Here is a 25,074-nt window from a genome sequence, read left to right as displayed (position 1 = left end):
TATAAATACACCAAATGGAAACCAACTCGGAAAACCAGCTGCAGGATTTTGACATGTGCCTCGCCATCAGCGAAAAAGCGATCAATGGCGGATTAAAAACAGCATGGGCAGCATGGAAAAAGACCAAACAGATCAAAGACATGCTTCAGCTAAGACTGAAGAACAACAACGGCGAACAGACAAAAGAAGGCCTGGATGTTAAAATAGCAGCACCGACCATCAGTCTCTCCGCGGAGAATGCAGGGTCACTGCAGGTGCAGGTAACATTGAAGCTTGAGTCCGGCACCGTTTATTACAATTCGGACAAAATGCTTGCAGAAGAGAAGGTCAGGAACTGGTCATTTTCGTTCGTAACGGAACTGGGTAAAAGAAAAACCAACCTCAGCACCTTAAAAACAGCCGACGAAGAAAGCTATAATGATGCAGTAGCTATTATGAACAATGCCAAAGCAAATGACCCCAGCTTAAGCGAATCGGTTTTCAGCCTCGAATATCTTTTCCTGGAACTCACACATATCGATATCACCAAACTGAAAGCAACCGATATAAAAGGAGTTCCGGAAGATGTTGACAACAAAGCATTGACGGTAGCCAAAAAAGCACTGAACGAACTTACCAAAGGCAATATGCTGAATAAAGATTTCATGCTCGGAACAGTTGTACGGATGACGCCCTCCTCATTTGTACCAACCTTATCACTCTCGGATTATACTTATGGCATCAACCGTGCATCTTCGGCACCCACACTGGATTACCTGGGAATGTTCGGTGGCCGGCAGCTGCCCCGTAATATCGAAACAGCAAAGAAAAAAATGCCGCATGCATGGGTGCAGCCGCAAATGCTGGGCAGTACCAAAGGCTCTGTTGCCGGAGTACTGGTGATCAGCAAAAACACGTTCATGTACAGTTATTTCGCACCGCTTTTTAAAAAACTGCTGGACCGCTCCGCACTTCGTACCGATGTTTCAAAAGTGTATGAAAAAGCATTACCGGTATTGCAGGACAACTATTACACCTGGGATTATCTTTTCGAAACCTCTTCTGTAGAAGTGCGTGCCGTTGATTCTGTCCGCCAGGCTATTCTCAATGCATTGGAACGTTCAACCATCGGCGACATACTGAGTTTTTCATGGGGGATACTTTCCAAAATTGCAGACCTGATCTTCCGAATCAACCAGCACTCCAGCTGGACGATCTCTTTTAAACCACAGCCAGGCACAAACGAGCTGCTGTTTGAGGGAAACATTTTTGTCAATGCCGCTGCGGTATTGGAAATAGAAGCCAGCCTGCTTTTCAAAAGCATCAATGTTGAAGTGGGTTCGCAGAAAATAAAAGGCACACAGAAATTCAGCGGCACCATCCTGCTGGAAGGAAAAGCCGACGAACTGGATGGAGATGATATGCTTTCGCAATTCAGTGTAAAGCCAAAGCTGAAAGACAAGATCAAATTCGAGAAACTGATCCTCGACACAGACAGCACTGGTTATATCAGCATTCAGAACTTCATCGGAGATGCGCTGAAGAACACGTTCATTCCTTACCCATCCCTCCGCGATGCACTTTCGGCCACACAAACAGCCATCGGTGCCAAACTGGCTAACCTGGTTAATGATATGATCGGCAAATTCAGCATCGACATGACCAACTATGCATTCATTCCCCCCGGCGGCGGTGTACTGCTTTACCAGCGTCCGCATTTTTCAGGCAGCGGAGATCTGTTCATAGACGCCATCTATAAAACACCGGAAGCCTGACCGATCCTTCAACCATTATATCAACCAATTAACTGACTGTTATTATGAACCAGGAACCCAATGTTTCCAAAATCAATTTAGCATCGAAGGAAAAGCTGCAGCTGACCATCGGCAATGATATTGTTGATTATATAGAATCTTCCCGCGCTTTCGGACTTGAGTCTATGTCTGATTCTGACCGGATCGGCAAATACCAGAGACGTGTGATCAGTCTGCCCAACCGTAAAGGCAATATTTCCACACCCATGGTACTTTCCATCGGCAATCACAACCAGCTGAGCCTTGTCTGCTACAACGGGCCTGCAGACGGCTGGATCCAGTACACTTTAAGTGACAATGAGCAATTTAAAAAGTACGGCGGCGATACACCTGAAGTTACCGCTGTTGATGCTTTCCATTCCGATGAAGAAGGTATCACCATCGCTGTCGCAGTAAAAGAAGAAAATTCGCCGCTCAGAAGCAGGATCTTCGTCTGCAATAATATCAACAGCAGTAAGGCCGACTGGGATGAAATCAACTGGAAAAATTACGGCACCCGTTCCGACGCAGATGTTACGATCGATGCATTACGGATCATGAACAAAAATGGCGAGAAGACAATCATACTGTCGGGCAATTCGAAAAAAGAAGGACCGGTCATGTACCTGATGAATGCTTCGGCAACAAGGCCAACATTCAATAAAGCCATTGCATTCGAAGCCTCCCTGCAACTGAACGATATCCGGAAATTCGAAGCCGGCGTTGCGCCGGTGGGGGGTGCAGGATTGTTTGTACTGGGAGCAGAAAAGAACAAAACAAAGTTGTCATACCGGCCGTTTCCGGAGTTCGATCCGGATGATGATGAATCGACGATTGATGTTACAACCGGTAACCTGGTGGCCTGTCCTGAACAGGCTCATGTGATCGACATCGGCCGGGTGCAGGAAGATGAAGATGGTGATTACGGCACCAATATCTATTTCGGCGGCGATGGTATTCACATGTTGCCCTATGACCAGGTCAGCAAACATCTGCGCGGCAAACTTGTAACGATAGCCGCTCCGGGCAAGCTTCCGAAGATCAATGACCTGATCGTTACGGAAGAGGCAGACGGAGATACTACGATCTGGGCATTGACTGCTGCTGATGAATTATATATGTTTTACAAAAAAGCGGGCGATAAAAACTGGAACGAAGTACTGGTTGAAAAAGAGATCGCGGAAATAGCCGTAGCCGAAGGTGATAAGCACCTTACCGCTTCACTGATCATTGTGAACAAACAGAACCAGTCGCTCTTCCTGATGCGCGATGAAATTACCGGCAGCTGGACTGAAACACCGCTCACTCTGAAAGACGAAGAAAAGAGCCGTAAGATCACCTGCTTCAGCACCACGGCAAGATTATTAGATGCAGACGGCCTGCCCGTGCAGTTCAGAGACCTGACGATCAGCGCATCCATCCTGTCGCAACTGATCATTAACGGCCGGTCTGTATTTGTAGGTCCAGGCAAATCCTTTACCACTTCCACGGATCTCAATGGTGCCGTTACTATTTATGATAAGGCGCATAATTACCTGCCGGCATTTTATCGCATTGCAGTAGATGGTGTGAATGAGGTGATAGACGTGAACCCGGCCAGTACATTAATGGAAAAAATGCAGGGAGTAACGGATACCGATCTGAAAAAAGCAACCGTTCCGAACGAATCGGGCCATACCGTATCCATGCTGCCCAAAGAGCTCACCAAGCCGAATGCAGCAGCTTCGCTTTCTTCCATTGCAGAAGCCTTACGCCAGGTGTCTGCATACGGAAACAACACCAATACCGGTATCCCGGGCATCTGGAAAGCAAAGGCAAGTGCACCATTCAGTTCATTCCTTGCTGCAGATGTGGAAAGTAATATATCGTCTGATGGCTACCTCTGGGCCGTACGTTCGGGTAATGAAGGGCTGCAGGCATTAATACCGGGCAGTTTTGCGTTATCGTATAAAACTGTTTTGCCAGATAATAATATCAGCGACTTTTTCCGGAATGCATCGGATCTGCTGGCAGAAGGCTGGACCATTGCACTGAAGCAGGTAAAAGAAGGTGCGAAAAAGGCCTTCCACCTTATCTGCGAGATCGGCGGAAAGATCAAGGCATTTGTGATCAAAAGACTGGAGCAGATCGGCAGCTTTTTCGAAAGTATGTTCAACGAGATCAAAGTGGGTTTTGAGAAAGTGGTGAGCTGGGCAAAAATGGTATTCGACTGGCAGGATATCATTCGTGTGAGAGATGCGTTTGTACAGTTTTTCGATCAGGGTCTGGTTGGTCTCGGAAAAAAAGTAGTAAAGCTGCGCGAGCCGATCATTTCGGTGATCGATGATATGATCGAAAAAGTACAGGATCTGAAGGGACCGGAATATGAAAAAGCAAAACTGGCAGGTATAGAGCAGGATAAAAAAGAAGACCCGGCCAATAAACTGAAGAATGATCCGGACAAAGAATCAGCTTCTGATAAAATGATGGGCAACAGCATATTTGCCACCATACAGAAAGAGTTCCAGAAGGTGATGGATAATATCGTGACCATTGAAGGTAAGAACCCGCTGGAAACACTGATTACTGCATTGAAAAAATTTGCTGCAAAGACTGCCACAAAATCATTTGATGCGATCATGCTCATTTACGATGCCATCAAAAAAGACCTCGGGGTTATTATTGAAGGGCGTTTGCAGAAACTGAGCGACATCAGCTTTTCAACCATTTTCGAGATCATTAAAGTGGTAGGTCTCAACAGCATTACAGGAGTGCTGGCAACCGCCAAGATCCTCATTTATGAATTGTTTGAACTGCTCGGGCAGATTATACAGGCAGTCAGGGAATTGGGCCTGCTGCGTATCCGCTTCCCTTTTATCGAAAAGATCTACAAATTCTTTACCGATGAAGATGCAGATATCTCCTTCAGGATCATCGATGCGGTTATGCTGATGGTAGCCATCCCGGCAACGGTGATGTATAAAATGTTCTTCAAGTCCTCACCGGTCAAAGAAGGCCATACACTGGCGCCAGCGTATGGCAAGCTATCGCTTCAGAATTCGTCGTGGATATCGGTGAAGAATATGAAAGCGCTTGCAACACTGGCTATGCCGGCCTATGGAATATACACGGCCATTACAGACACATTTTATTCCATCAAAGAAATGGCAGGAGGCGCAACATCAGTAGTAACCAAGAAACCGGACCCGTTCTACGAACCCGTAACCCTGTTTGAAAAAGCAAAAGATGGTTTTACAAAAGGAAAAGATTTCCTGAAAGGAAAGTATGACAGCCTCTCTTCCATTATTGTACCGATATTAGGCTTCGGTGGTCTGATATTCGAAATAAGCACAACGCTGATGGATGATAAAGTCAGTACGAATCTCGGAGATTACCTGTGCTGGACATTGGGCGGCATGGCCGTATTCTGCCGCTGGACTTACTGCTTCAATGAAGGTACGCCAAGCGGAGAAGCACTAAAAGGCATTGAAGGATTCTTCTTCGGGGTCAGTGCTATTATCAGGGGAATAAATTTTGTGTTTTTTACGAAGAATACCGGCAAGAAAGCTACCCTGAAGTTTACGAGAACTTTCTTCAGTGAGGTTTCGAAAGTAACCAGTGCAATCTCTTTCCTGAAACTGGCCAAAAATCCGAAAGCAAAACTAGCATTATGCGGCGTAACCCTTGTGATCAGCATTGCCGTGTTTATTCCTGCATCAATAGAAGCCTTCTCGGAATAAATACGCTGTGTTAAGTAGTCCAGCAGGGCCAATACCTGCCATCGTTCAATAATAACTGGTTTGTCCGCTGCGCAAGCATTTCTTTTACAGAAGTCTGCGTGGCGGACTGCATCAGTGCCATATATCCTGCAATTGTTGCCACTGCGCCGCTGGTTCTGCCGGGTTCGCCGGGGAACGCAAAAACGGTGGTATATGAACCGGATTCATTTATGTGGTGCAAACGCTGGCTGTCGGGATGTAATATTATTTTATCAGCTGCATTACGGATGATCGCACCAACGCTGACCACGCCAGGATGTATCGCAGGCCAGGCCATTCCATCAGTTTCGTCAAATTCTGAAAACCAGTTACCGGCTGGTGCAACGATAATGATGCCTTTATGTATAAGCAGATCTAACAAAACAGCAGTTTCAGGATAGGCATCCCCGCAGGAAACACAATTGCTCCAGTCTGCCGCTGCTATACACACAAGGTCAATATGCTCCTGTGCTGCGATCCATTGCAATGCATTATTTACAGCTTCCAGATCCGGCATGCCCCACTGATCCGTTACTTTCAGTGAAAGAATACGTACAACAGGTGCGATGGAAAGAATCGTTTTTACCATTGCGGTAGCATGTGCTGTATCTGCAACTGAAAATGCAGCGGCATCACCGGAACCGGAGAAGTCGTGCTGCGCGAGATCTATGTCGGCAGGTAGTTGTTGCCTGTCTGCGCTTCCATCTATTATTGCAATAGTATATTTTCCGGATTGCATATTCAGCACAAAATAAGTTATGCTGCGCAGCTCTGAAAATACCCGACCGTATTAATACCTTTCCTTTTATAAGCATTAATACCTGATTTGTCTGTCTCCGTTTTAAAACTGATCCCCGCCTGCTAAGTTTACTCCATGATCCGTGAACAGGGCATATTCTGGAAAACCGCACCTTTCATAAGGTTGCTGCCTGCATTGATTGCCGGCATCTTATGTGCCTATTACCTTCAGGCAGGCTGGCTGATCTGTATTTGCCTGTTACTGGCATCTGCAGTAGTGCTTATACTATACAGGTTGCTGCCAATTGAAAAACGCTATGCTTTCCGCCCGCTTGCAGGCACAGCCATACAGCTGTTGCTCTTTACAACCGGCATCCTGCTTGTATGTGTCAGGCAAAAGCATGATCCGCGTAAAAATTATACCCGAGGCATGCCGGTACTCGTAACGCTTACAGAGAACGCGCTGGAAAAAGCGCGTTCCTATAAAGCCACTGCAGATCTGCATGCTTTTTACCGGGATGGGAAATGGGTGGCGGAAGAAGGAAAAATAATCCTTTATTTTAAAAAAGACAGTACGCCTGTCCTGCCTGCAATGGGTACAAAGCTCATACTTTATGCGCCGCTGCAACAGGTCCCTGAAACTGGTAATCCGGGCATGTTTGATTACAGGGAGTATTGCCGCATGCAGCATATTTTCTTCCAGGCATTCATCAATCCAAAAGATTACACAGTGCTGCCCGGCAATGAAGCCGGCTGGTTTCAGCAATGTTTATACAGGTTGCAGCAATACATACTCGGATGTTTGAAAAAATACCTGCCCGGGCCAAAGGAAGCGGGTGTGGCAGAAGCATTGCTGATCGGCTACCGTAACGACCTGGACAAAACCCTGCTGCAATCTTACAGCAATACCGGCGTTGTACATATCATTGCCATCAGCGGCATGCACCTCGCGATGATCTATGGCATGCTGGTTTGTCTTTCCAATTTTGCGGGCCGGAGAAAATGGGTATTGATCGTAAAATCGCTGGTGATACTTTTTATTCTTTGGGGGTTCAGTCTGCTCGCGGGTGCAGGCGCTTCTATTTTACGCGCTGCAGTGATGTTCTCATTTATTATTGCAGGTGAAGGTCTTAACCGGAAGTCCAATACCTTCAATACGCTCGCCGCATCTGCATTTTTCCTTTTACTATACAACCCGTACTACTTATGGGATACGGGATTCCAGCTTTCCTATGCTGCAGTGCTCAGCATCCTGCTGTTTCAGAAGCCGATCTACCGCTGTATTACATGCAGGAACAAATTACTTGACCTTATCTGTCAGCTGAACGCAGTAACATTAGCCGCACAGGTACTTACCTTGCCTTTATTGCTTTATTATTTTCACCAATTCCCGAATCTCTTCCTTCTTTCAAACTTTTTTGCTGTACCTCTATCCGGTCTTGTTTTATACGGCAGTATGCTATTACTGGTTCTTGCGCCGGTTCCGGTGCTGAATACAATACTGGGGCGCTGCATCGGCATATTGGTACAGGCAATGAATGGTATCATAGGGCGAACGGACCGGATCCCATACGCCGTTACCGGGAATATTTCCATCAGCTTTTTACAGCAATTGCTCTTATATTCTTTCACCGGCGCGATTGCTTACTGGCTTTGGTATAAAAACAGGCTGTCATTTTTAATGGCTATAGCTGCTATAACAGTGTTTTGCGGGCTGGATTGTTATTATTCATTCAGGCGCGACAGGCAGCGGATACTGGTCGTATACAACCTGCCCCGGCAAAGTTTGTCAGACATTTACATCGGCCGGTTCTATCATTGTTTTGCAGGTGACCTGGCAGAGAAAAACACAGCGGCATACAGTTCTGCGAATACAGCACTTACAGCTTCGCGGATTTTACATGGGGTCGGCCCTGCTGGAGATGCTTTGACCGGCCTGCGCTTCAGTAACGAGGTGCTTACCATCGGGGGGAAATCGATCCTGTACCTGGCTGAACCGCCGGGAAAGCCATACCCGGCAAAGCCGGTTCCGGTGGATATGATCATACTCAGAAGCAATCCCCGTGTCCGGATTGCAGAGCTGACCGCTTTTTTTGACTGTAAAATGTATGTATTCGACAGCAGCAATCCCTTGTGGAAAATAGGATTCTGGAAAAAAGAGGCAGACAGCCTACATTTGCGCCACCATTCCATCCCTGAGCAAGGGGCATTGGTGATGGCACTCTGACTTTTACTAGCCTATTTCTTATCATTTGGCCCCGGCGGGCTTAAAGACTTTATTTGATCATGCAAAAGAAAATTCAATCTGCACTCATTTCCGTTTTTTATAAAGACGGGCTGGAACCTATTGCCAGGAATCTGCACGAGCTGGGTATTACTATTTACTCTACCGGCGGCACCCAGAAATTTCTCGAAGACCTGGGTATTCCCTGCGTAGCTGTTGAGAGTCTGACAACCTACCCTTCTATTCTGGGTGGTCGTGTAAAAACACTGCATCCCGCAATCTTCGGCGGTATACTCGGTCGCCGTTATGAGCCGCAGGACCTGGAAGAAATGAGGGCTTATAATATCCCTGAAATCGACCTGGTGATCGTAGACCTGTATCCTTTTGAAGAAACCTTACGTAATACCACCGAGGAAAAAGCCATTATTGAAAAGATCGATATCGGCGGACCTTCAATGATCCGCGCAGCAGCAAAAAACTTTAAGGACCTTGTTGTTGTTGCAGCCAAAGACGATTACAGTAAACTTGAACAACTCCTGAGAGACCAGAAAGGAGAAACCAGCCTGGAACAGCGTAAAGGCTTTGCTGCAAAAGCCTTTGAAGTGGTAATGCATTATGATATTGCCATCAGCAATTACTTTAACCCGGGCCAGGTATTGCGTTATGGTGAAAATCCACACCAGCAGGCTGCATTCCGCGGCAACCTGCAGGAATTATTTGAGCAGCTCAACGGAAAGGAACTTTCATATAATAACCTGGTTGATGTTGATGCCGCCGTACAACTCATCGGCGAATTCAATGAAACAACTTTTGCGATCATCAAGCATACCAATGTTTGCGGTATTGCCAGCAGACCAACTGTAAAAGAAAGCTGGGATGCGGCACTCGCCGGCGACAGTGAAAGTGCATTTGGCGGCGTGCTGGTAAGCAGCGGCACTATCGATAAAGCAACTGCCGATGCCATCAACGAAATTTTCTTTGAAGTACTGATCGCGCCGGCATTCGATGCAGATGCGCTTGAAATACTCAGAAGCAAGAAAAACAGAATCCTGCTGCAATTAAAAACAACCCGACCTGTATTACGTACCCCATCCAAAGCGATCCTGAACGGCATACTGGAGCAGGGTGCAGATGAAGGCAACTACAGCAAATGGGAAGAAAGCGGCGGCCGTGAAACAACTGCAGCAGAAAAAGAAGACCTGGCATTTGCCAACCTTGTTTGTAAACACCTTAAGAGCAATGCTATTGCACTGGTAAAAAACAAACAGCTTGTTGGTAAAGGCTGCGGACAAACCAGCCGTATCGATGCATTAAGACACGCCATTGAAAAATCAAAACAATTCAATTTTGATTTAAAAGGAGCGGTGCTCGCATCAGATGCATTCTTTCCGTTCAATGACTGTGTACAGATCGCGCATGCAGCGGGCATTGAAGCATTTATACAGCCTGGCGGTTCCGTGAGAGATAAAGACAGTATCAGCTATTGTGTTGAACATGGACTTGCTATGGTAATGACCGGCACAAGACATTTCAGGCACTAATATAAAAAACTTATGATCGGGGCCAGCCGGCCCCGATCATAAACAGCATGGGAAACAGGAATGAGCAAGCAAAAAGCGTATGGAGCACTTGCGGTTACCAGCATTGTCTGGGGCACCACATGGGTTACCAGTAAGATCGGTGTAAAACATGTACCGGGGCTGGAGATAGCCGCCATCAGGCAGTTTATTGCCGGCACTTTCTTTCTTGTATTCTTCCTGCTCAAAGGCTATCGGGTTCCGGATCGTAAAACATTCGGCTGGCTGGTGCTGATGGCTTTCCTTATGTTCGTACTTGCGAACGGTTTTGCCACACTCGCCTTGAAATATGTTCCGAGTGGTATGGCAGCGCTGATCGCTGCATTATATCCATTGTCGGTTGTACTGATCGATCTGCTTTTCTTTAAAAATACAAGGATCACCTTGCTGACATTCCTGGGAATCGTACTGGGGATCGGAGGTATCGGCCTTGTATTTTACGACCATGCATTCTATAATCATCCCGAAGGGTATATGTGGGGTGTTCTCTTATCATTTATTGCCATGCTTTCATGGAGCATCGGCACGGTCATTATTGCGAGGAATAAACTGAAACTGAATCCTTATTATGCCACAGGCTGGGAAATGCTGATCAGTTCCGTGATCCTCTTTGTTATGGCTAAACTGAACGGGGATTTTCTACCCATCAACCGTATTCCGTTGGAATCATGGGCAGCAATTTCTTACCTGATCGTTGCGGGTTCCGTAATCACGTTCATTGCATTCATCTACTCTATGAAACACCTGGAGCCGGCAATTGCTGCACTGTATGCGTATATCAATCCCATTGTTGCAATTCTGATAGGCTCCATGCTGCTGGATGAGCATCTTACTTTCAAAATCCTGGCAGGTTCGGTTATTACGCTTGCCGGTGTATTCATGGTTAACAGAAGTCTGCGCAAACAACGTGCTGTCATTGCCGCACAGCAGGAGAATTAATCTGTTTGTTATTTATTTTTTTCGCGCCAGAGTTCGTTAAAGGTTTTACTGCTGAAATCCAGTTCGCTGCGGTGGGTGGTCCAGCCTTTGAATACTTTATTCACTACCCAGTTCTTCATTTTACCATTACCCATATTCATCATGCCGCGGTTGAGGCTTGCCGTTTTCCAGGCTTTCCAGGCCAGCCTTTCTGCCAGGGAACTGGTACCCTGCGTTACTGCTTCTCGACGATTTTCCAGCAATAATTCATGCAGGTTGATCCTTACCGGGCATACTTCTGTACAGTTGCCGCATAAGGATGAGGCATAACTGAGGTGTTTATAATCTTCCATACCGCGCAGATGCGGTGTGATCACTTTTCCGATAGGTCCGCTATAGGTTGTTTCATAAGCATGTCCGCCGATATTTTTGTATACAGGGCATGCATTCAGACAGGCGCCGCAACGGATGCAGTACAATGCTTCTCTTGTAGCGGGATTGGCAAGGAGATTGGTGCGGCCATTGTCCAGCAGGATCACAAACATTTCTTCCGGTCCGTCTGTTTCGCCGGGCTGGCGCGGGCCGGTGATCAAAGTATTATAAACCGTTACCTGCTGGCCGGTTCCATAAGTAGCCAGCAAGGGCCAGAACAAAGGCAGGTCATGCATCGATGGTATTACCTTCTCTATTCCTACAATAACAATATGTGTTTTAGGCCAGGCCATGCTCAGCCTGCCATTTCCTTCATTTTCGGTTAAAGCAATGCCACCGGCATCTGCAACAATAAAATTGGCACCGGTTACACCTACTTCAGCCTGAATATATTTTTCACGGAGTTTATTGCGTGCGATAAGAGTAAGCTGTTCCGGTGTTAAACCCGCAGGAACACCCAGTTTATCTGCAAAAAGACGTGCTACATCTTCCTTGCTTTTGTGCATGGCAGGTGTTACAATGTGGTATGGAGGCTCGCCATCGAGCTGCTGGATGTATTCTCCGAGATCGGTTTCGATACTTTCTATCCCCTGTGTTTCAAGGTAATGGTTGAGGTGTATTTCCTCTGTTACCATGCTCTTGCTTTTCACTAGGGTTTTGCAATTGCGTTCACGGCAGATCCGGCCCACTTCATCGAGTGCTGCTGCAGCATCTTCGGCCCAGATCACTTTTGCGCCGCGGGCAGTTATTTTCTGTTCGAACATTTCGAGATATGTATCGAGATGTTCTATTGCATTCCATTTTGCGTTCTTGGCACGCTCCCGCGCTCCGGCCATGTCTGCAAACTGCTTTTTCCCTTGCGGAACAACCGCATTGTACCTGCCTATATTAAAATTGATCTTGCGCCGGTGTTCGAGATCGGCAGCTTTGATGGTGCTTTTAGCTATAAAGGATGCAGCTGTGTCTTTCATATGCGCAGCTTAGTCATTATTTTTTTTGTATCCGGCAACCGCTTCCAGTGCTTCGTAAAAATCTTCGCCGTATTTACGGATCAATGCTTCTTTTAAGAATATATATACCGGTACTTTTAATTTTTCTCCAAGACTGCAGGCAGCTTTGCAAAGATCTTCCCGTGGTTCATAATTCACATACTCCATATCGGGGTCGCGGCGGCTTTTCTGTATTTTGATAGGGAAAAGATGGCAGCTCACCGGTTTTTTCCAATCCAGTTTTCCGTCATTATACGCCTGTTCTGCTGCACATTTAATAATACCCTTTTCATCCCTGAATCCATAAGCACAGATCGCACCATTGATCGTAGGTGTTACCCAGCCGAATTCTTTATCGTAAATATATTTTCCCTGACGTTCTATTTCGCGGATTCCTTCGGGCGTCATATAAGGCTTGATCGCTTCATAGTGATCATTGATCTCTTTCATTTCCCAATCTTCGAGCGGAGCGCCTGCATCACCGTCTTCGCAGCAACCGCCCTTGCATTTCGTAAGATCACAGACAAACTGCTCGTCGAGCACTTCATCACTAATCAGTTTATTATCTATCGCTATCATGTGATCCGGATCTGTTTTTGCAAAGATAGCATAAAGCTATAAGGGTCTGTTCATTGTCTCCCGAACCATTGATCTCCTTTCACAAAAAAGGCTGCTCATTCCGGAACAGCCTTTCATATTAATTATTTTCTTTTGGCGGAGGTGGCGGCCCTTGCTGCGGGCGCGGTGGCCTTGGCGGACGGTTGCCCTGCGGCTTTGCGCCTCCCTGCTGGTTATTCCTGTTGGGATTTTGCTGCGGTCTGTTCCCGGCCTGCGCTGAAGGTTTCTGCTCCTGGTTACCTGGATTATTTTTCGGAGGTTGCGCAGGACGATTACCCTGTTGCTGCTTCGGTCCGCCCTGCTGCTGCGGACGATTCTGCTGCCTGCCGCCCTGCTGGTTGTTACTTCCTCCCGGCTGGCCCTGGCGCTGTTCCTGCTGACCACGTGGCTGCTGCTGGCGGGGCTGGTTATTGCCTTTATTACTATTCCGCTGCTGGTCGCGGCGGCGTCTGTCGTTACGTTCAAGGCTTTTCAGACTGATCTGACCCACCAGTTCCACAAATGCCGGTTCTGCTTCTTTTTGTTTGCCGCTGGTGATCTCCACTGCCTGCAGTTCGTCTACACGCTGCCCCTGCTGGTTCAGGCGTTTGATCTCTTTTACACGCTGTATCGTTAACGGATAGTGCTTGTTGTTATTGGGCAGCACATACCACATCAGGTTTTTGAAAATATCTTTCTTGATGAGTTGTGCAGTTCCCATCACCGTATCCAGCGTATCTGCATAATCAGGAAAATGCTGTAATGCATCCAGGTAAGTGTCGAGCTCATAATTAAGACAGCATTTCAACCTGCCGCACTGGCCGCTTAATTTGGTCTGGTTGATGGAAAGGTTCTGGTAACGCGCTGCAGTGGTATTCACGCTTTTAAAATCATTCAGCCAGGTACTGCAGCAAAGTTCGCGGCCACAGCTTCCGATGCCACCCACTTTCGCGGCCTCCTGGCGGATACCGATCTGGCGCATCTCTACCTTCACCTTGAAGTCGCCCGCAAATATTTTGATCATTTCCCGGAAATCGACCCGGTCATCTGCTGTATAAAAGAAAGTACCTTTTTTCCCATCCGCCTGGATCTCCACTTCACTCAGTTTCATCTGCAGACCAAGCTGTCTTGCAATGGCACGGCTCCGCGCCAGTATTTCCTTTTCGCGCCCTTTACTGATCTTGAATGTTTCGACATCTCTTTCACTGCTGCGGCGGAGGATCTTTTTCATTTCAGGATTGAATTCGTCAACCCCTTTCTTTTTCATCTGTATGCGTACCAGCTCTCCGGTAAGACTTACCTCACCCACATCGAATCCGCTTACGCCTTCAACGGTAACATATTCGCCCTTTTCAAAAAATTGCAAAGTGGGGTTACGGAAAAACTCTTTCCTGCTGCCTTGTTTAAAACTAACTTCTACAACCTTACAACTGCTTTCAGGATCGCTGAACGGAAGATTCATCAGCCAGTCGTGCACATTCAGCCTGTTACAGCCTCCTGTACTGCAACCGCCGTTGCTTTTACATCCGCCGGGTTTGCCGCCCGTTGCAGTTCCACAAGATCCACATCCCATATCTGGTAGTTAAATTATGAATGAATAACACCGGAACAGGACAAATTATTGTGTGGCGGGCTATAATACTGCTATGTGGCTGCTGTTTAGGTCACTTTCCTGCTCCCGTGCCTGTTATTCAGGCAACTACATACTCTATTTTTTTCTCGACCCAGCATAACATGAATGCCTTCAAAATTATATTGATAAGCGTTGTACAGTTCTTCGGCCCACTTTCCAATCCATCCTCCCCGTTGTACACGGGATTCCTAGTTGCTCAAAATTAAGGTTTTGTTCTGAATGATGTGGTAGAGTTTAATGGTCAAGGCCTGGAACAGCATTTTCGCATTAGCATTTCTTTCTATATAATATGAGGCGCGGTCAAGTTCTTCGATAATAGCCTGTTGCTGGCTCACAGACGCAATTTTGTTCAGTCTTTGGGCAAAATCCTTCTCGCTATCCCCTAAAACCAGGTTTTCGGCACCCAAAACCCTGATGCGGACGCTCAATTCCAGCAAATGATTGAAATAACGAAGGAACTGTTTTTGTTTTTCCCGCCCCAGTTTGCCTGCTTCTTCCGAAAATTTCACCTGGGCCACCGGACCGCCTTTCAGGGTCGCATTCAACCATTCACGGAGCAGGCTCTGCCAGTCTTCATCGGCATGCTGCACCAGTTGCAGGGCTTCCCGGTAATTACCTTCGCTGATACCCGCTATTTGTCTTGCCGTATCCGGCGGAACATTACCACGGGTTTGTAAAGCCTCCGCTACCTCACTGTCGGCCAGCAGCGGAACTTTTACCAGCTGACAGCGGCTGAGAATAGTAGGCAGGATCTGTTCGTCATTTTCAGCCACCAGTATAAAAAGGGTATTCGGTGGCGGCTCTTCGATCAGCTTAAGCAGCTTATTACCTTCCTTTCCGAGGTATTCAGGCATCCATAACACCAGCACCTTGTATTCGCTTTCGAAACTTTTCAGGCTCAGTTTGCGGATGATGTCATTGCATTCATCCGCAGTAATATTTCCCTGTTTATTTTCTGCACCGATAAACTGCAGCCAGTCATATACGTTACCGTAAGGAAATTGCAGGATGAATTCCCGCCATTCGGTAATATAATCTGTACTTACAGGCTTATCGCCGCTCTTCTTTGGTATTACAGGATAAGAAAAATGCAGGTCCGGATGGATCAGTTGTTCTGCCCTGGCAAAGGCCGGCATTGTTGCAATATCCTCTGGCGATACAAAAGCGGGCTTGCTTTCCAGCGCTGTAAAACCGCCGAACAGGTCTTCCACAACGGGAGAAGCTACCGGCTGACTTACCACCAGTTGCGCAAAAGCCAGCGCTAGCGGCAAAGCTCCGCTGCCTTCCTTACCCAGGAAGATCAGTGCATGGCTAAGACGGTCATGGGCTATCATTTCCGTCAAATGCTGCTTAACCGCCTCTTGTCCTATTACATCTTTGAACTGCATGTAGCTGTAAATACGAATGATCAATATTATCCGGCCTGCAATGTAAATCATATGCAGGTCAGAAACACATCAAAAAGAGATAACCTGCCGCCTGTTTTTCCACAATAAGAAAGTCCGCCTGACCGTCGTACAAAAACGAAAGTTGGCGGACTTACTGTTTTATAATTAAGCTTAGATTATTTCAGGTATTTCAGGATTTCTTCGCTGTCGGGGGTTACTTTACTGGGAAAGTATGCAAGCATTTTACCATTTTCGTCGAGCAGGAATTTGTTGAAATTCCAGGCGATCGTGGCATCCAGCACACCGTTTTCTGCTTTTGAAGTAAGCCACTTGTAAATAGGGGCCATATCATCACCTTTTACACTGATTTTGCTGGACAGCGGGAATTTTACGCCGAAACGCGCTTTGCAGAACTCCTGGATCTCTCCGTCGGTACCAGGTTCCTGCGCACCGAAATTGTTGGCGGGGAACCCTACAATAACCAGTTTGTCCCTGTATTGCTCATACACTTTCTCCAGCGCTTCATACTGAGGTGTATAACCGCATTTTGAAGCAGTGTTCACTACAAGTATTTTTTTGCCTTTGAATGCAGAGAAATCGATGATACCGCCTTCAATGGATTTCACCTTGAATTGGTGAATGGACGGATTTCCGCCGGGCAGGGTAAATGCGCTCAGCATGGCTACCAGTATTAAGGATAAAAAAGTTTTCATGGATTTTTTTTATAAAGTAACAACTAAAAACAGAATTCAGTTTTAAAAAAAATCATAACCATTATTTTAAATTGTATACGCCGCGGCTGCCACGCTCAGTTTTACCCCCGGAACAGCTGCCAGGCTGTTACTGCAGGCTTCGAGTGTGGCGCCGGTGGTAATCACATCGTCTACCAGCAGGATATGTTGATTTTCGAGCGCTGTAACATCTTTTACCATAAACACTGCTTTCATGTTTTCCCACCTGTGCAGCCTGTCCTGCTTTGTCTGGGTTTTGGTAAAACGTGTGCGGACAAGAGCATCAGCCACTATTTTCTTATTCCAGGTTTCCGCTATGCCTTCGCAGAGCAGGAATGACTGGTTATAACCCCGCTGTCTTAGTTTTCGTTCATTCAATGGAACAGGTATCAGTATGTCTATATCACCGAACCTGACGCATCCGCTCAATATCCGCCCCATCATTCTTCCGAGAAACAGTCCTGCTTCTTTGTTACCCTGGTATTTTAATGCGATCATCAAGCGCTGCATAACCGAGTCCCTGGTAAAATAACAGGCTGCCCCTGCATGCTCGATCTTTACATTTCCATAGAAGCTTTTTTCTACGGGGTTGCCGGGAATATTGAAAAATCCTGTCGCCGGTAACGCTCCTGTACACTGCGCACAGATCAACGCCTCTTTCTGCAGCACATCGGTACCACAACCCAGGCAGCGATGCGGGTAAACCAATTGGAGCAATGCTTCGTAATACATCCTGATCATGAGGAGGAAATTAGCATTGCCCCAAACAAATCTTTATCCGTATTTACCGTAAATTTTATTTTTTGATGATCACGCCGTTCTTTTCCATATCGTTTACAATGCTCTTGCCGTAACTGGATGCCATTTCCTCTGCAGAGCCGGGATCGAAAGCTTCAGACTGCGCAGAATACAACAGATCATTATCCTTGTTCTCCAGCCTGTACATGCTTGTTTCAAAAAGGAATTTGGTGTCTGTGGTATAGTAGCCAGGTGTATAAATACGGTCATAGTAGGTTGAATAATATCCCCAGAAACGGTTATAACGCACCGCATAAGGCTGGTAGCGTACCGAGCCCGGCACAAAAGATCTTTCTTTGGATTTATCCAGCAGCGTAATAATGATCACCGCGTCGAAATTGGATGACTTGAGCCTTTTCAACGCATTTTCTTCCGTCATCTTCTGGAAGGAAGTGGGGCCGAATTCGCTCATAGACCCAATTGCAGAATAGCCTTTGGCTGTAAGATCCTGCACCAGCTGCGCCTCCATATTCTCACGGATCCGGCGGTCTTTTTCATTGATCACGCCCAGTACCAGGACCTTATTGATTGCCGGAACGCCGGATAAGTCCTGCGCCTTCCAGCTGCTGGTTACGCGGTGACTGGAAGAACATGCCGCCAGCAACAGCAGGCAGGGTATGATCAGGTATATAATAGTTTTTTTCATGGCTTTTTTTACAAGAAAAGCTTAAAAGACCATGCCATCGGAGCTAGAAAAGATGCTGATAAACTTCGTCAACCCTGCCCAGGGCCATTACCTGGATCCGATATGCTGCCGGGTCGAAACTTTTTTTGTTGTAACGCGATACGATGATCTTTTCGAAGCCGAGTTTTTCGGCTTCGGCAATACGCTGCTCGATCCTGTTCACCGCGCGGATCTCTCCGTTCAGGCCCACTTCACCGGCAAAACATACATGATGCGGCAACGGTACATCCTCATAGGAAGACAATAAGGCGCAGATCACTGCCAGATCGATGGAAGGATCTTCCACTTTGATACCTCCGGCAATATTCACAAACACATCTTTCATACCAAACTGGAAGCCGCCTCTTTTTTCAAGTACAGCCAGCAGCAACTGTAACCTGCGCAGGTCAAATCCGCTGACCGTTCTTTGCGGTGTTCCGTAAACGCTTTGTGTTACGAGTGCCTGCACCTCTACCAGCAATGGACGCATACCTTCAAGTGTTGCTGCAATGGCACTGCCACTCAGCTGCTCTTCACGTTGTGCGATCAGTATTTCCGAGGGATTAGATACCACCCGCATGCCGCCACCTGTCATTTCATAAATTCCCAGTTCAGACGTACTGCCAAACCTGTTCTTGAGAGTGCGGAGTATACGGTACGCATAATGCCTGTCGCCCTCAAACTGTAATACGGTATCCACCATATGCTCCAGGATCTTCGGACCGGCAATCGCACCATCTTTGGTAATATGACCGATCAGAAATACCGGCGTATTCGTTTCTTTGGCAAAACGCTGGAACTCTGCCGTACACTCCCTGATCTGCGAAACACTACCGGCAGATGAATCAATACTGTTCGACTGCAGCGTCTGGATCGAATCCACGATCACCAGCTCCGGCTTTAGTTTTCTGATCTCCTGAAAAATAGTCTGCGTTGCTGTTTCGGTCAGAAGATAAAAATTATTGTTGGGGATGTTCAGCCTGTCGGCGCGCATCTTCACCTGCTGTTCGCTTTCTTCTCCGCTGATGTATAATACGGTCAGCTGATCTGCCATCAGGCCATGCTGTAAAAACAGCGTGCTCTTGCCGATACCCGGTTCCCCTGCCACCAGTACAAGACTACCGGGCACAATACCGCCTCCAAGCACCCGGTTCAGTTCCGCATCTTTGGTAACGATCCTTCTTTCTTCGGCAACCGTTACTTCGTGCAATGCAACGGTTTTCACTGCCCTTTTTCCCTGGTTATAACCATCCCATTTCTGCTCCTTGTCGTTACCCTTATCAAGCACTTCTTCCGTAAACGTATTCCACTGCGCACAGCCCGGGCATTTGCCAAGCCATTTGGCGCTTTCATAACCACAATTACTACAGAAAAAAGCTGTTTTGATCTTGCTCATTCAATGAAAATTAATCCGCAAACCGCGATGTACCTGCAAAAATAAGAGGAAGTGTGAGTGTTATCGGGAGACATGTAAAAGGGCCAACAAGACTGTTGACCCCATTACTTACTAACCCATTAAATTCTGCCACTAAATTACAAAAATGGCCCAGACGGCAAAATTATTTTTTGGTCTTGTGTATAAAATTAAGGGGATCATATACTATTTTTAAATAATTCAAATGCGGCCAAAAAGTCAGTCCGATAGCCCAAAATATCCCGAACCAGCCTCAAATAAGACTTTTTGTCCTTTCGAATGTTGCTTTTACGCCCTTAAGCTGATGAAATATAATTGGTTAGCATTTTGCAGTGCAATATTCAAATACGGTAATTATGAGTAGTATTATGTTGATTTCGCTTGTTTTTGTCGCCATCAGTTTCCTGGTTTCCATGCAACTGAAAGCCAAGTTTACAAGGTACAGCCAGCAACCGCTCGCCATCGGTTTAACCGGCAGGCAAGTGGCTGAAAAAATGCTGCGCGATAATGGTATTTACGATGTTCAGGTTGTATCGGTAGACGGATTTTTGTCAGACCACTATGATCCCACAAAGAAAACAGTGAACCTGAGTCCGGAAGTATACAGCGGAGCCAGCATCGCGTCTGCTGCGGTGGCTGCACACGAGTGCGGACATGCCGTGCAGCATGCTACTGCTTATCAATGGCTGACCATGCGCAGCAAACTGGTGCCGGTTGTACAGTTCAGCAGCAGCATTGTTCAATGGATCCTGCTGGCAGGTATTATTCTCATCAATACATTTCCATTCCTGTTACTCGCGGGTATCGTGTTATTTGCGATGACTACCATTTTCTCTCTGATTACACTGCCGGTGGAATTTGATGCGAGCAACCGTGCACTGGCCTGGCTGGAACGTGAAAAAGTGCTGGTGCCTTCAGAACAGGAGGGTGCCAAAGATGCATTGAAATGGGCCGCACGTACTTATGTTGTGGCGGCTGTTGCTTCTATCGCTACCCTTGTTCAGTATGTGCTGATCTTTGTAAACGGGCGCGACAGGGACTAATTACAAAATAAGAAATAAAAAAGGGCGGCTGTAACAGTACAGCCGCCCTTTTCATTATCAGAATTTTATTTCTTCATCATGTTCATCAAAGAACCTGAATTCTATCAGTTGATAATTCGTATTGGCCTGGGCCTTTAATTTGATCCTGAATTTCTTCTTCCATTTTTTGATAATGGACGAGAAGAATCCTTTGGTAAGATGAGAATGCACGATGGGGTGCACTACCAGTGTGAGGTTTTTATGACTGCTCGTTACCAGATAATTCAACCGCTTTTCGATTTCATCTTCCAGCAGTAATGTTGACGATATTTTACCGGTGCCATTACAAACCGGGCATGCTTCAGAAGTATTGATATTCACTTCAGGGCGCATTCTCTGGCGTGTGATCTGCAGCAATCCGAATTTAGATACCGGCAGCACCGAATGCTTGGCACGGTCTGTTTTCATAAACGCTTCCATCGCCTCCTGCACTTTGCGTTTATTATCCGGCAGTTTCATATCAATGAAGTCTACTACGATAATCCCCCCGATATCCCTCAGCCTGAGCTGGCGTGCAATTTCCTCTGCTGCTTCCAGGTTGGTACCAAGTGCATTGTCTTCCTGGTTATTGCTTACACTCTTATACCCGCTGTTCACATCTATCACATGCAGGGCTTCCGTATGTTCGATGATGAGATAAGCGCCGCTTGGCAGGTTCACGGTTTTACCGAAAGAAGATTTAACCTGCTTCGTAACGCCGAACTGGTCGAAGATGGGCAGGCCGTTATTATACAGAGAGACGATATCCGTTTTATCAGGAGCGATGCGCTGGATATACTGCTGGGTAACGGCAAACAGGTTTTTGTCGTTCACAACAATTTTATTGAAATCAGCGCTCAGCAGATCGCGGAGAATGCTGGTTGTTTTGTTTTCTTCGCTCATCACCCTTACAGGAGCGGTAGCGCCTTTCAGGTTCTTCTGTATGGTTTGCCAGCTTTCGATCAGTGCAAGCAGATCCTGGTGAAGTTCTGCTGTTGTTTTACCTTCCGCAGCAGTTCTCACAATAACGCCGAAGTTCTTGGGCCGGATCGCTTCCACGATCTTGTGCAGGCGTTTTCTTTCTTCTGAAGAATGGATCTTTTTGGACACGGCAACGATCTCGTTGAAAGGCGTTACCACCACGAAGCGGCCCGGCAAAGAAATTTCGCAGCTCAGCCTCGGGCCTTTTGCTGCGATGGGTTCTTTCAGGATCTGAACAAGCACATTGGGCTTTCCGTTCAGTACTTCATTGATCTTACCGGTTTTGATGATTTCCGGCTCGGATTGAAATTTTGAAAAATCGAATCCCTTTTCATCCTTATCGTTCATCGCCATCTGCGTGAACTTGATGATGGAACGTGCATAAGGACTCAGGTCTGTATAATGCAGGAATGCATCTTTTTCAAACCCTACATCCACGAATGCCGCGTTCAGCCCGGGAATCAGTTTTTTTACCTTGCCAAGGTAGAGGTCGCCCACAGCAAAATTGGCATCTGCCTTTTCATTGTGCAGCTCCACCAGTTTTTTGTCTTCCAGCAACGCGATCTCAACGCCTGCCGGGGCAGCATTTATAATTAATTCTTTGTTCACAAATCAGCAACTTTTAAATACAAAATCACATGCCGGTTATGGTTACGGCAAAAGGAATACACTTACATCCGCAATATCAGCCACAAGAATCAGGAAGGAAAAGGTAAAAGTTGCAGCGAACGAAGGCGATGGCTTTTAACAGATAAAGTGTTAAACGCGACCTCGCTCTGTAAGGGAGGTCGCGTTTAATTATAGTCAAACCAGAAAAGAACTATTTGTTCTTCTTCTTATGACGGTTCTTTCTGAGACGTTTTTTACGTTTGTGAGTAGCAATTTTATGACGCTTTCTCTTCTTACCACAAGGCATAACTCAAAGTAATTTTATATAGTTAATAATAAGTTTAATGCTTTAGTTCTTCGATCCTTTTGTTCAGCGCTGTTTTGGCTTCGGGTATTGCGATCAGGTCCCTGGCTTTCTGATACCAGTTCACTGCATCCTTCTTATCCCCTTTCAGTTCGTAACATTCTGCAATGTTCAACATCGCTTCTACATTCTTTGGTTCGTACTGCAAAATGATTTTAAACCTGTCGATCGCTTTGTCGTACTGCCCGCTTTTCCTTCCTCCCAAACCCAGAATTTTCTGTCCGTACAGGTTTTCCGGGTGCTTCTCCACGATCTCCCTTACCGGCAGAATGCCCTGCATCGGGTTATCTGAAATGTTACCGAACATATAGCAGGCTCCCAGCCCGATTTTGCTGGAATCGTTGCCTGGATTGATCGCCAGCGCTTTCTCTAAAAGATCTTTTGCATTGGTGGCCAGCCATGTTTGTATGGCAGGCTCCCCCTCTGTTATCAGGTTGTCCAAAAACAGATGGGCGGCAAAGGTGAGGCTTTTTTCAGAATTTTCCAACTTCGCTGCCTCGGCAGTGTACCAGGCATAGGGTTCGAAAATATGGGCAGAGTCGGCCCAGAAGCGCGCAAGCTGGTGATATACATGGATCTGCTGCTCTTTTACATCGCCTCTTACCACGGCATTTTCAAGCGCGGTGAGGCGTGCATTCTGCTCGGCAGAAATATGCTCTTTGGCTTTTACAAGTAAATCATCAAACTTAACTACCTGATTTACAGGCGCTACGTTTGTTTTGGCGGTATCCGACTTTGCCGGAGATACTGTTTTTCCAAAAAAATACAATAAGATCAACAGGACAAGTCCGCCGCCTGTCAGTAACATTTGCTGTTTCTTCACTTGTCTGAAAATTTCTGCAAAGTTACTCCGACTTACGTTTGCTTTTTACTTCGCTGACAAATTCTTTGGCAGGTTTGAATGCGGGAATAAAATGTTCAGGGATTTCTACTGCAATGTTTTTCTTGATATTACGTCCGATCTTAGCCGCTCGTTTTTTTGTAATGAAGCTGCCAAAGCCCCTGATATAGATGTTCTGGCCGTTTGACAGGCTTTCTTTTACTTCCTTGAACATGGTTTCAAGTGTTACGAGTACATCTACTTTCGGTATGCCCGTTTTGTCGGAAATCTGGTTGATGAGATCTGATTTTCTCATTTGAAAAGGGTTTTTAGATAGTTTTACCCTTAAAATAAAGAAAAATAACTGGTATTTGCAAGAAAAGATAGCGTAAAAATGACAGACGTTATTAATTGATAAATAAACGGTTTCAACCAGAAATATCGCCGCTTTTCTGCCGAATTGTGTTGCGGACAACCCTTCTTCCGGATGAAAAAAAATTTTTCGAGGCTTTTAATGTCATGGCATTTGCACGATAATAAGCGTGAAATGCCCTGGAAAGGAGAAAAAGATCCTTACCGGATCTGGCTCAGTGAAGTGATCCTCCAGCAGACGCGGGTGGAACAGGGCTGGCATTATTATACCCGTTTTATCGAAAATTATCCCACCATCCGCGAACTGGCTGCTGCCCCAGACCAGGAAGTGTTTAAATGCTGGGAAGGACTTGGCTATTATAACCGCTGCCGCAACCTGCTTTCCACAGCCCGTACCATTGCCTTTCAGCAAAATGGGGAATTCCCTGTACAATATGAGGACATACTTGCACTGAAAGGCGTAGGCCCCTATACAGCCGCAGCTATCGCATCCTTTGCCTATAACCAGCCTTATGCTGTGGTTGACGGTAATGTATTCCGGGTTCTTGCGCGCTTCTTCAATATCGGTACAGCTATCGACAGCACAGCAGGCAAACAGGAATTTTCCGCATTGGCTAACGAGGTACTCGACCGTAAACAGCCCGCTTTTTTTAACCAGGCCATCATGGACTTCGGGGCTACGGTATGTAAACCGGTTGCACCGCTCTGTGCGTCCTGCCCCCTCCGGTCAGAATGCGCGGCTTACCATAACGGAACCGTTAACCAGCTGCCCGTAAAAGAAAAAACGCTGAACCGGAAACACAGGTGGTTTTATTACTTTCTGTTTGAGTATGAAGGCAAATGGCTGGTACAACAGCGTTCTGCAAAAGATATCTGGCAAGGTCTTTTTGAATTTTACCTGCTGGAAACAGAAGCTGCCATGAAATGGGATCAGGCTTCTGTAAGTCAATGGCTGGGAGAACAAATGGGTATCCGGAAGGCAACATTAGTTTCGGTTTCGCCTGTGTCTGTACAGCAACTTACCCACCAGCAGATCAAAGGTCAGTTCATCCATGTGCAACTGCTTTCAATACCAGCTTCACTCAAAACACAGCAATGGCTCCGCCCGGCGGAAGTGGCCGGCCTGGCTTTTCCAAAATTCATCACACAGTTTCTGAACGGCCGTTAAATACCTGCGGGTTCTTTGGCTGGTACTGCTTTTGTTTAAGTAAAAAAAAGTATTTTTAAGAGTGGTATAACCTTCGACGAACCTAAA

The 25,074-nt window shown here is 46.5% G+C and carries 19 protein-coding genes; 7 read left to right on the top strand and 12 right to left on the bottom strand.

Features of this window, described 5'->3' with window-relative positions:
- Window positions 1-14: 14 nt before the first annotated feature.
- A complete protein-coding gene (locus B5D42_RS00915) occupies window positions 15-1,754 on the top strand; it encodes a hypothetical protein (RefSeq protein ID WP_078829540.1) in 1,740 nt (579 codons plus the stop codon).
- A 44-nt stretch (window positions 1,755-1,798) separates the two neighbouring features.
- Window positions 1,799-5,491, top strand: coding sequence for a hypothetical protein (locus B5D42_RS00910; RefSeq protein ID WP_078829539.1), 3,693 nt, complete (start codon window positions 1,799-1,801; stop codon window positions 5,489-5,491).
- 10 nt (window positions 5,492-5,501) lie between these two features.
- Here B5D42_RS00910 and B5D42_RS00905 read toward each other — a convergent pair whose 3' ends face one another.
- A complete protein-coding gene (locus B5D42_RS00905; protein WP_078829538.1) occupies window positions 5,502-6,248 on the bottom strand; it encodes a S8/S53 family peptidase in 747 nt (248 codons plus the stop codon).
- 135 nt (window positions 6,249-6,383) lie between these two features.
- Here B5D42_RS00905 and B5D42_RS00900 point away from each other — a divergent pair, with 135 nt between their 5' ends.
- Genes B5D42_RS00900 through B5D42_RS00890 form a run of 3 tightly spaced genes read left to right on the top strand, consistent with a single transcriptional unit; the run spans window position 6,384 to window position 10,987 of the window.
- Window positions 6,384-8,474: a ComEC/Rec2 family competence protein gene (locus B5D42_RS00900; RefSeq protein ID WP_078829537.1), complete on the top strand. Its 2,091-nt coding sequence runs from the start codon at window positions 6,384-6,386 to the stop codon at window positions 8,472-8,474.
- Between the two features lie 59 nt (window positions 8,475-8,533).
- Window positions 8,534-10,012, top strand: coding sequence for a bifunctional phosphoribosylaminoimidazolecarboxamide formyltransferase/IMP cyclohydrolase (purH, locus tag B5D42_RS00895; protein WP_078829536.1), 1,479 nt, complete (start codon window positions 8,534-8,536; stop codon window positions 10,010-10,012).
- Window positions 10,013-10,072: 60 nt separating this feature from the next.
- Window positions 10,073-10,987, top strand: coding sequence for a DMT family transporter (locus tag B5D42_RS00890; RefSeq protein WP_078829535.1), 915 nt, complete (start codon window positions 10,073-10,075; stop codon window positions 10,985-10,987).
- Window positions 10,988-10,995: 8 nt separating this feature from the next.
- Here the strand turns inward: B5D42_RS00890 and B5D42_RS00885 are convergent, their stop codons facing one another.
- From B5D42_RS00885 to radA, 8 genes are all read right to left on the bottom strand, one after another.
- Window positions 10,996-12,369 carry a LutB/LldF family L-lactate oxidation iron-sulfur protein gene (locus B5D42_RS00885; protein WP_078829534.1) on the bottom strand — a complete coding sequence of 458 codons (1,374 nt, stop codon included), beginning with the start codon at window positions 12,367-12,369 and terminating at the stop codon, window positions 10,996-10,998.
- Window positions 12,370-12,378: 9 nt separating this feature from the next.
- Window positions 12,379-12,966 carry a DUF3109 family protein gene (locus B5D42_RS00880; protein WP_078829533.1) on the bottom strand — a complete coding sequence of 196 codons (588 nt, stop codon included), beginning with the start codon at window positions 12,964-12,966 and terminating at the stop codon, window positions 12,379-12,381.
- Between the two features lie 118 nt (window positions 12,967-13,084).
- A complete protein-coding gene (locus B5D42_RS00875) occupies window positions 13,085-14,557 on the bottom strand; it encodes a PSP1 domain-containing protein (protein WP_078829532.1) in 1,473 nt (490 codons plus the stop codon).
- A 248-nt stretch (window positions 14,558-14,805) separates the two neighbouring features.
- The gene (locus B5D42_RS00870; RefSeq protein ID WP_245825520.1) at window positions 14,806-15,951 is read right to left on the bottom strand and encodes a DNA polymerase III subunit; all 1,146 of its coding nucleotides are present in this window, start codon (window positions 15,949-15,951) and stop codon (window positions 14,806-14,808) included.
- Window positions 15,952-16,181: 230 nt separating this feature from the next.
- Window positions 16,182-16,718, bottom strand: coding sequence for a glutathione peroxidase (locus tag B5D42_RS00865; protein WP_078829531.1), 537 nt, complete (start codon window positions 16,716-16,718; stop codon window positions 16,182-16,184).
- Window positions 16,719-16,784: 66 nt separating this feature from the next.
- Complete coding sequence (locus tag B5D42_RS00860; RefSeq protein WP_078829530.1) at window positions 16,785-17,477, bottom strand: ComF family protein; 693 nt, start codon at window positions 17,475-17,477, stop codon at window positions 16,785-16,787.
- 55 nt (window positions 17,478-17,532) lie between these two features.
- Window positions 17,533-18,180: a hypothetical protein gene (locus B5D42_RS00855; RefSeq protein WP_078829529.1), complete on the bottom strand. Its 648-nt coding sequence runs from the start codon at window positions 18,178-18,180 to the stop codon at window positions 17,533-17,535.
- A 43-nt stretch (window positions 18,181-18,223) separates the two neighbouring features.
- Entirely contained in the window at window positions 18,224-19,594 is a 1,371-nt protein-coding gene (radA, locus tag B5D42_RS00850) for a DNA repair protein RadA (RefSeq protein WP_078829528.1), read from the bottom strand.
- A gap of 374 nt (window positions 19,595-19,968) precedes the next feature.
- On the opposite strand from radA, the gene B5D42_RS00845 reads away from it, so the two are divergent.
- Complete coding sequence (locus B5D42_RS00845; protein ID WP_078829527.1) at window positions 19,969-20,655, top strand: zinc metallopeptidase; 687 nt, start codon at window positions 19,969-19,971, stop codon at window positions 20,653-20,655.
- Window positions 20,656-20,712: 57 nt separating this feature from the next.
- Here B5D42_RS00845 and B5D42_RS00840 read toward each other — a convergent pair whose 3' ends face one another.
- The 3 genes from B5D42_RS00840 to B5D42_RS00830 form a co-directional block, all read right to left on the bottom strand.
- The gene (locus tag B5D42_RS00840) at window positions 20,713-22,263 is read right to left on the bottom strand and encodes an Rne/Rng family ribonuclease (RefSeq protein WP_078829526.1); all 1,551 of its coding nucleotides are present in this window, start codon (window positions 22,261-22,263) and stop codon (window positions 20,713-20,715) included.
- A gap of 341 nt (window positions 22,264-22,604) precedes the next feature.
- Window positions 22,605-23,450: a DUF6340 family protein gene (locus B5D42_RS00835; protein ID WP_245825519.1), complete on the bottom strand. Its 846-nt coding sequence runs from the start codon at window positions 23,448-23,450 to the stop codon at window positions 22,605-22,607.
- Window positions 23,451-23,472: 22 nt separating this feature from the next.
- Entirely contained in the window at window positions 23,473-23,763 is a 291-nt protein-coding gene (locus B5D42_RS00830) for an HU family DNA-binding protein (RefSeq protein ID WP_078829525.1), read from the bottom strand.
- Between the two features lie 171 nt (window positions 23,764-23,934).
- Between B5D42_RS00830 and mutY the strand changes: the two genes are divergently transcribed.
- Complete coding sequence (gene mutY, locus B5D42_RS00825) at window positions 23,935-24,987, top strand: A/G-specific adenine glycosylase (RefSeq protein ID WP_078829524.1); 1,053 nt, start codon at window positions 23,935-23,937, stop codon at window positions 24,985-24,987.
- Window positions 24,988-25,074: the final 87 nt, after the last annotated feature.

Origin of the sequence: Sediminibacterium ginsengisoli (genome assembly GCF_900167075.1) — a bacterium.
GTDB lineage: Bacteria > Bacteroidota > Bacteroidia > Chitinophagales > Chitinophagaceae > Sediminibacterium > Sediminibacterium ginsengisoli.
The sequence above is the reverse complement of the archived record's forward strand: the minus strand, read 5'-3'. Positions and strand labels throughout refer to the sequence as shown.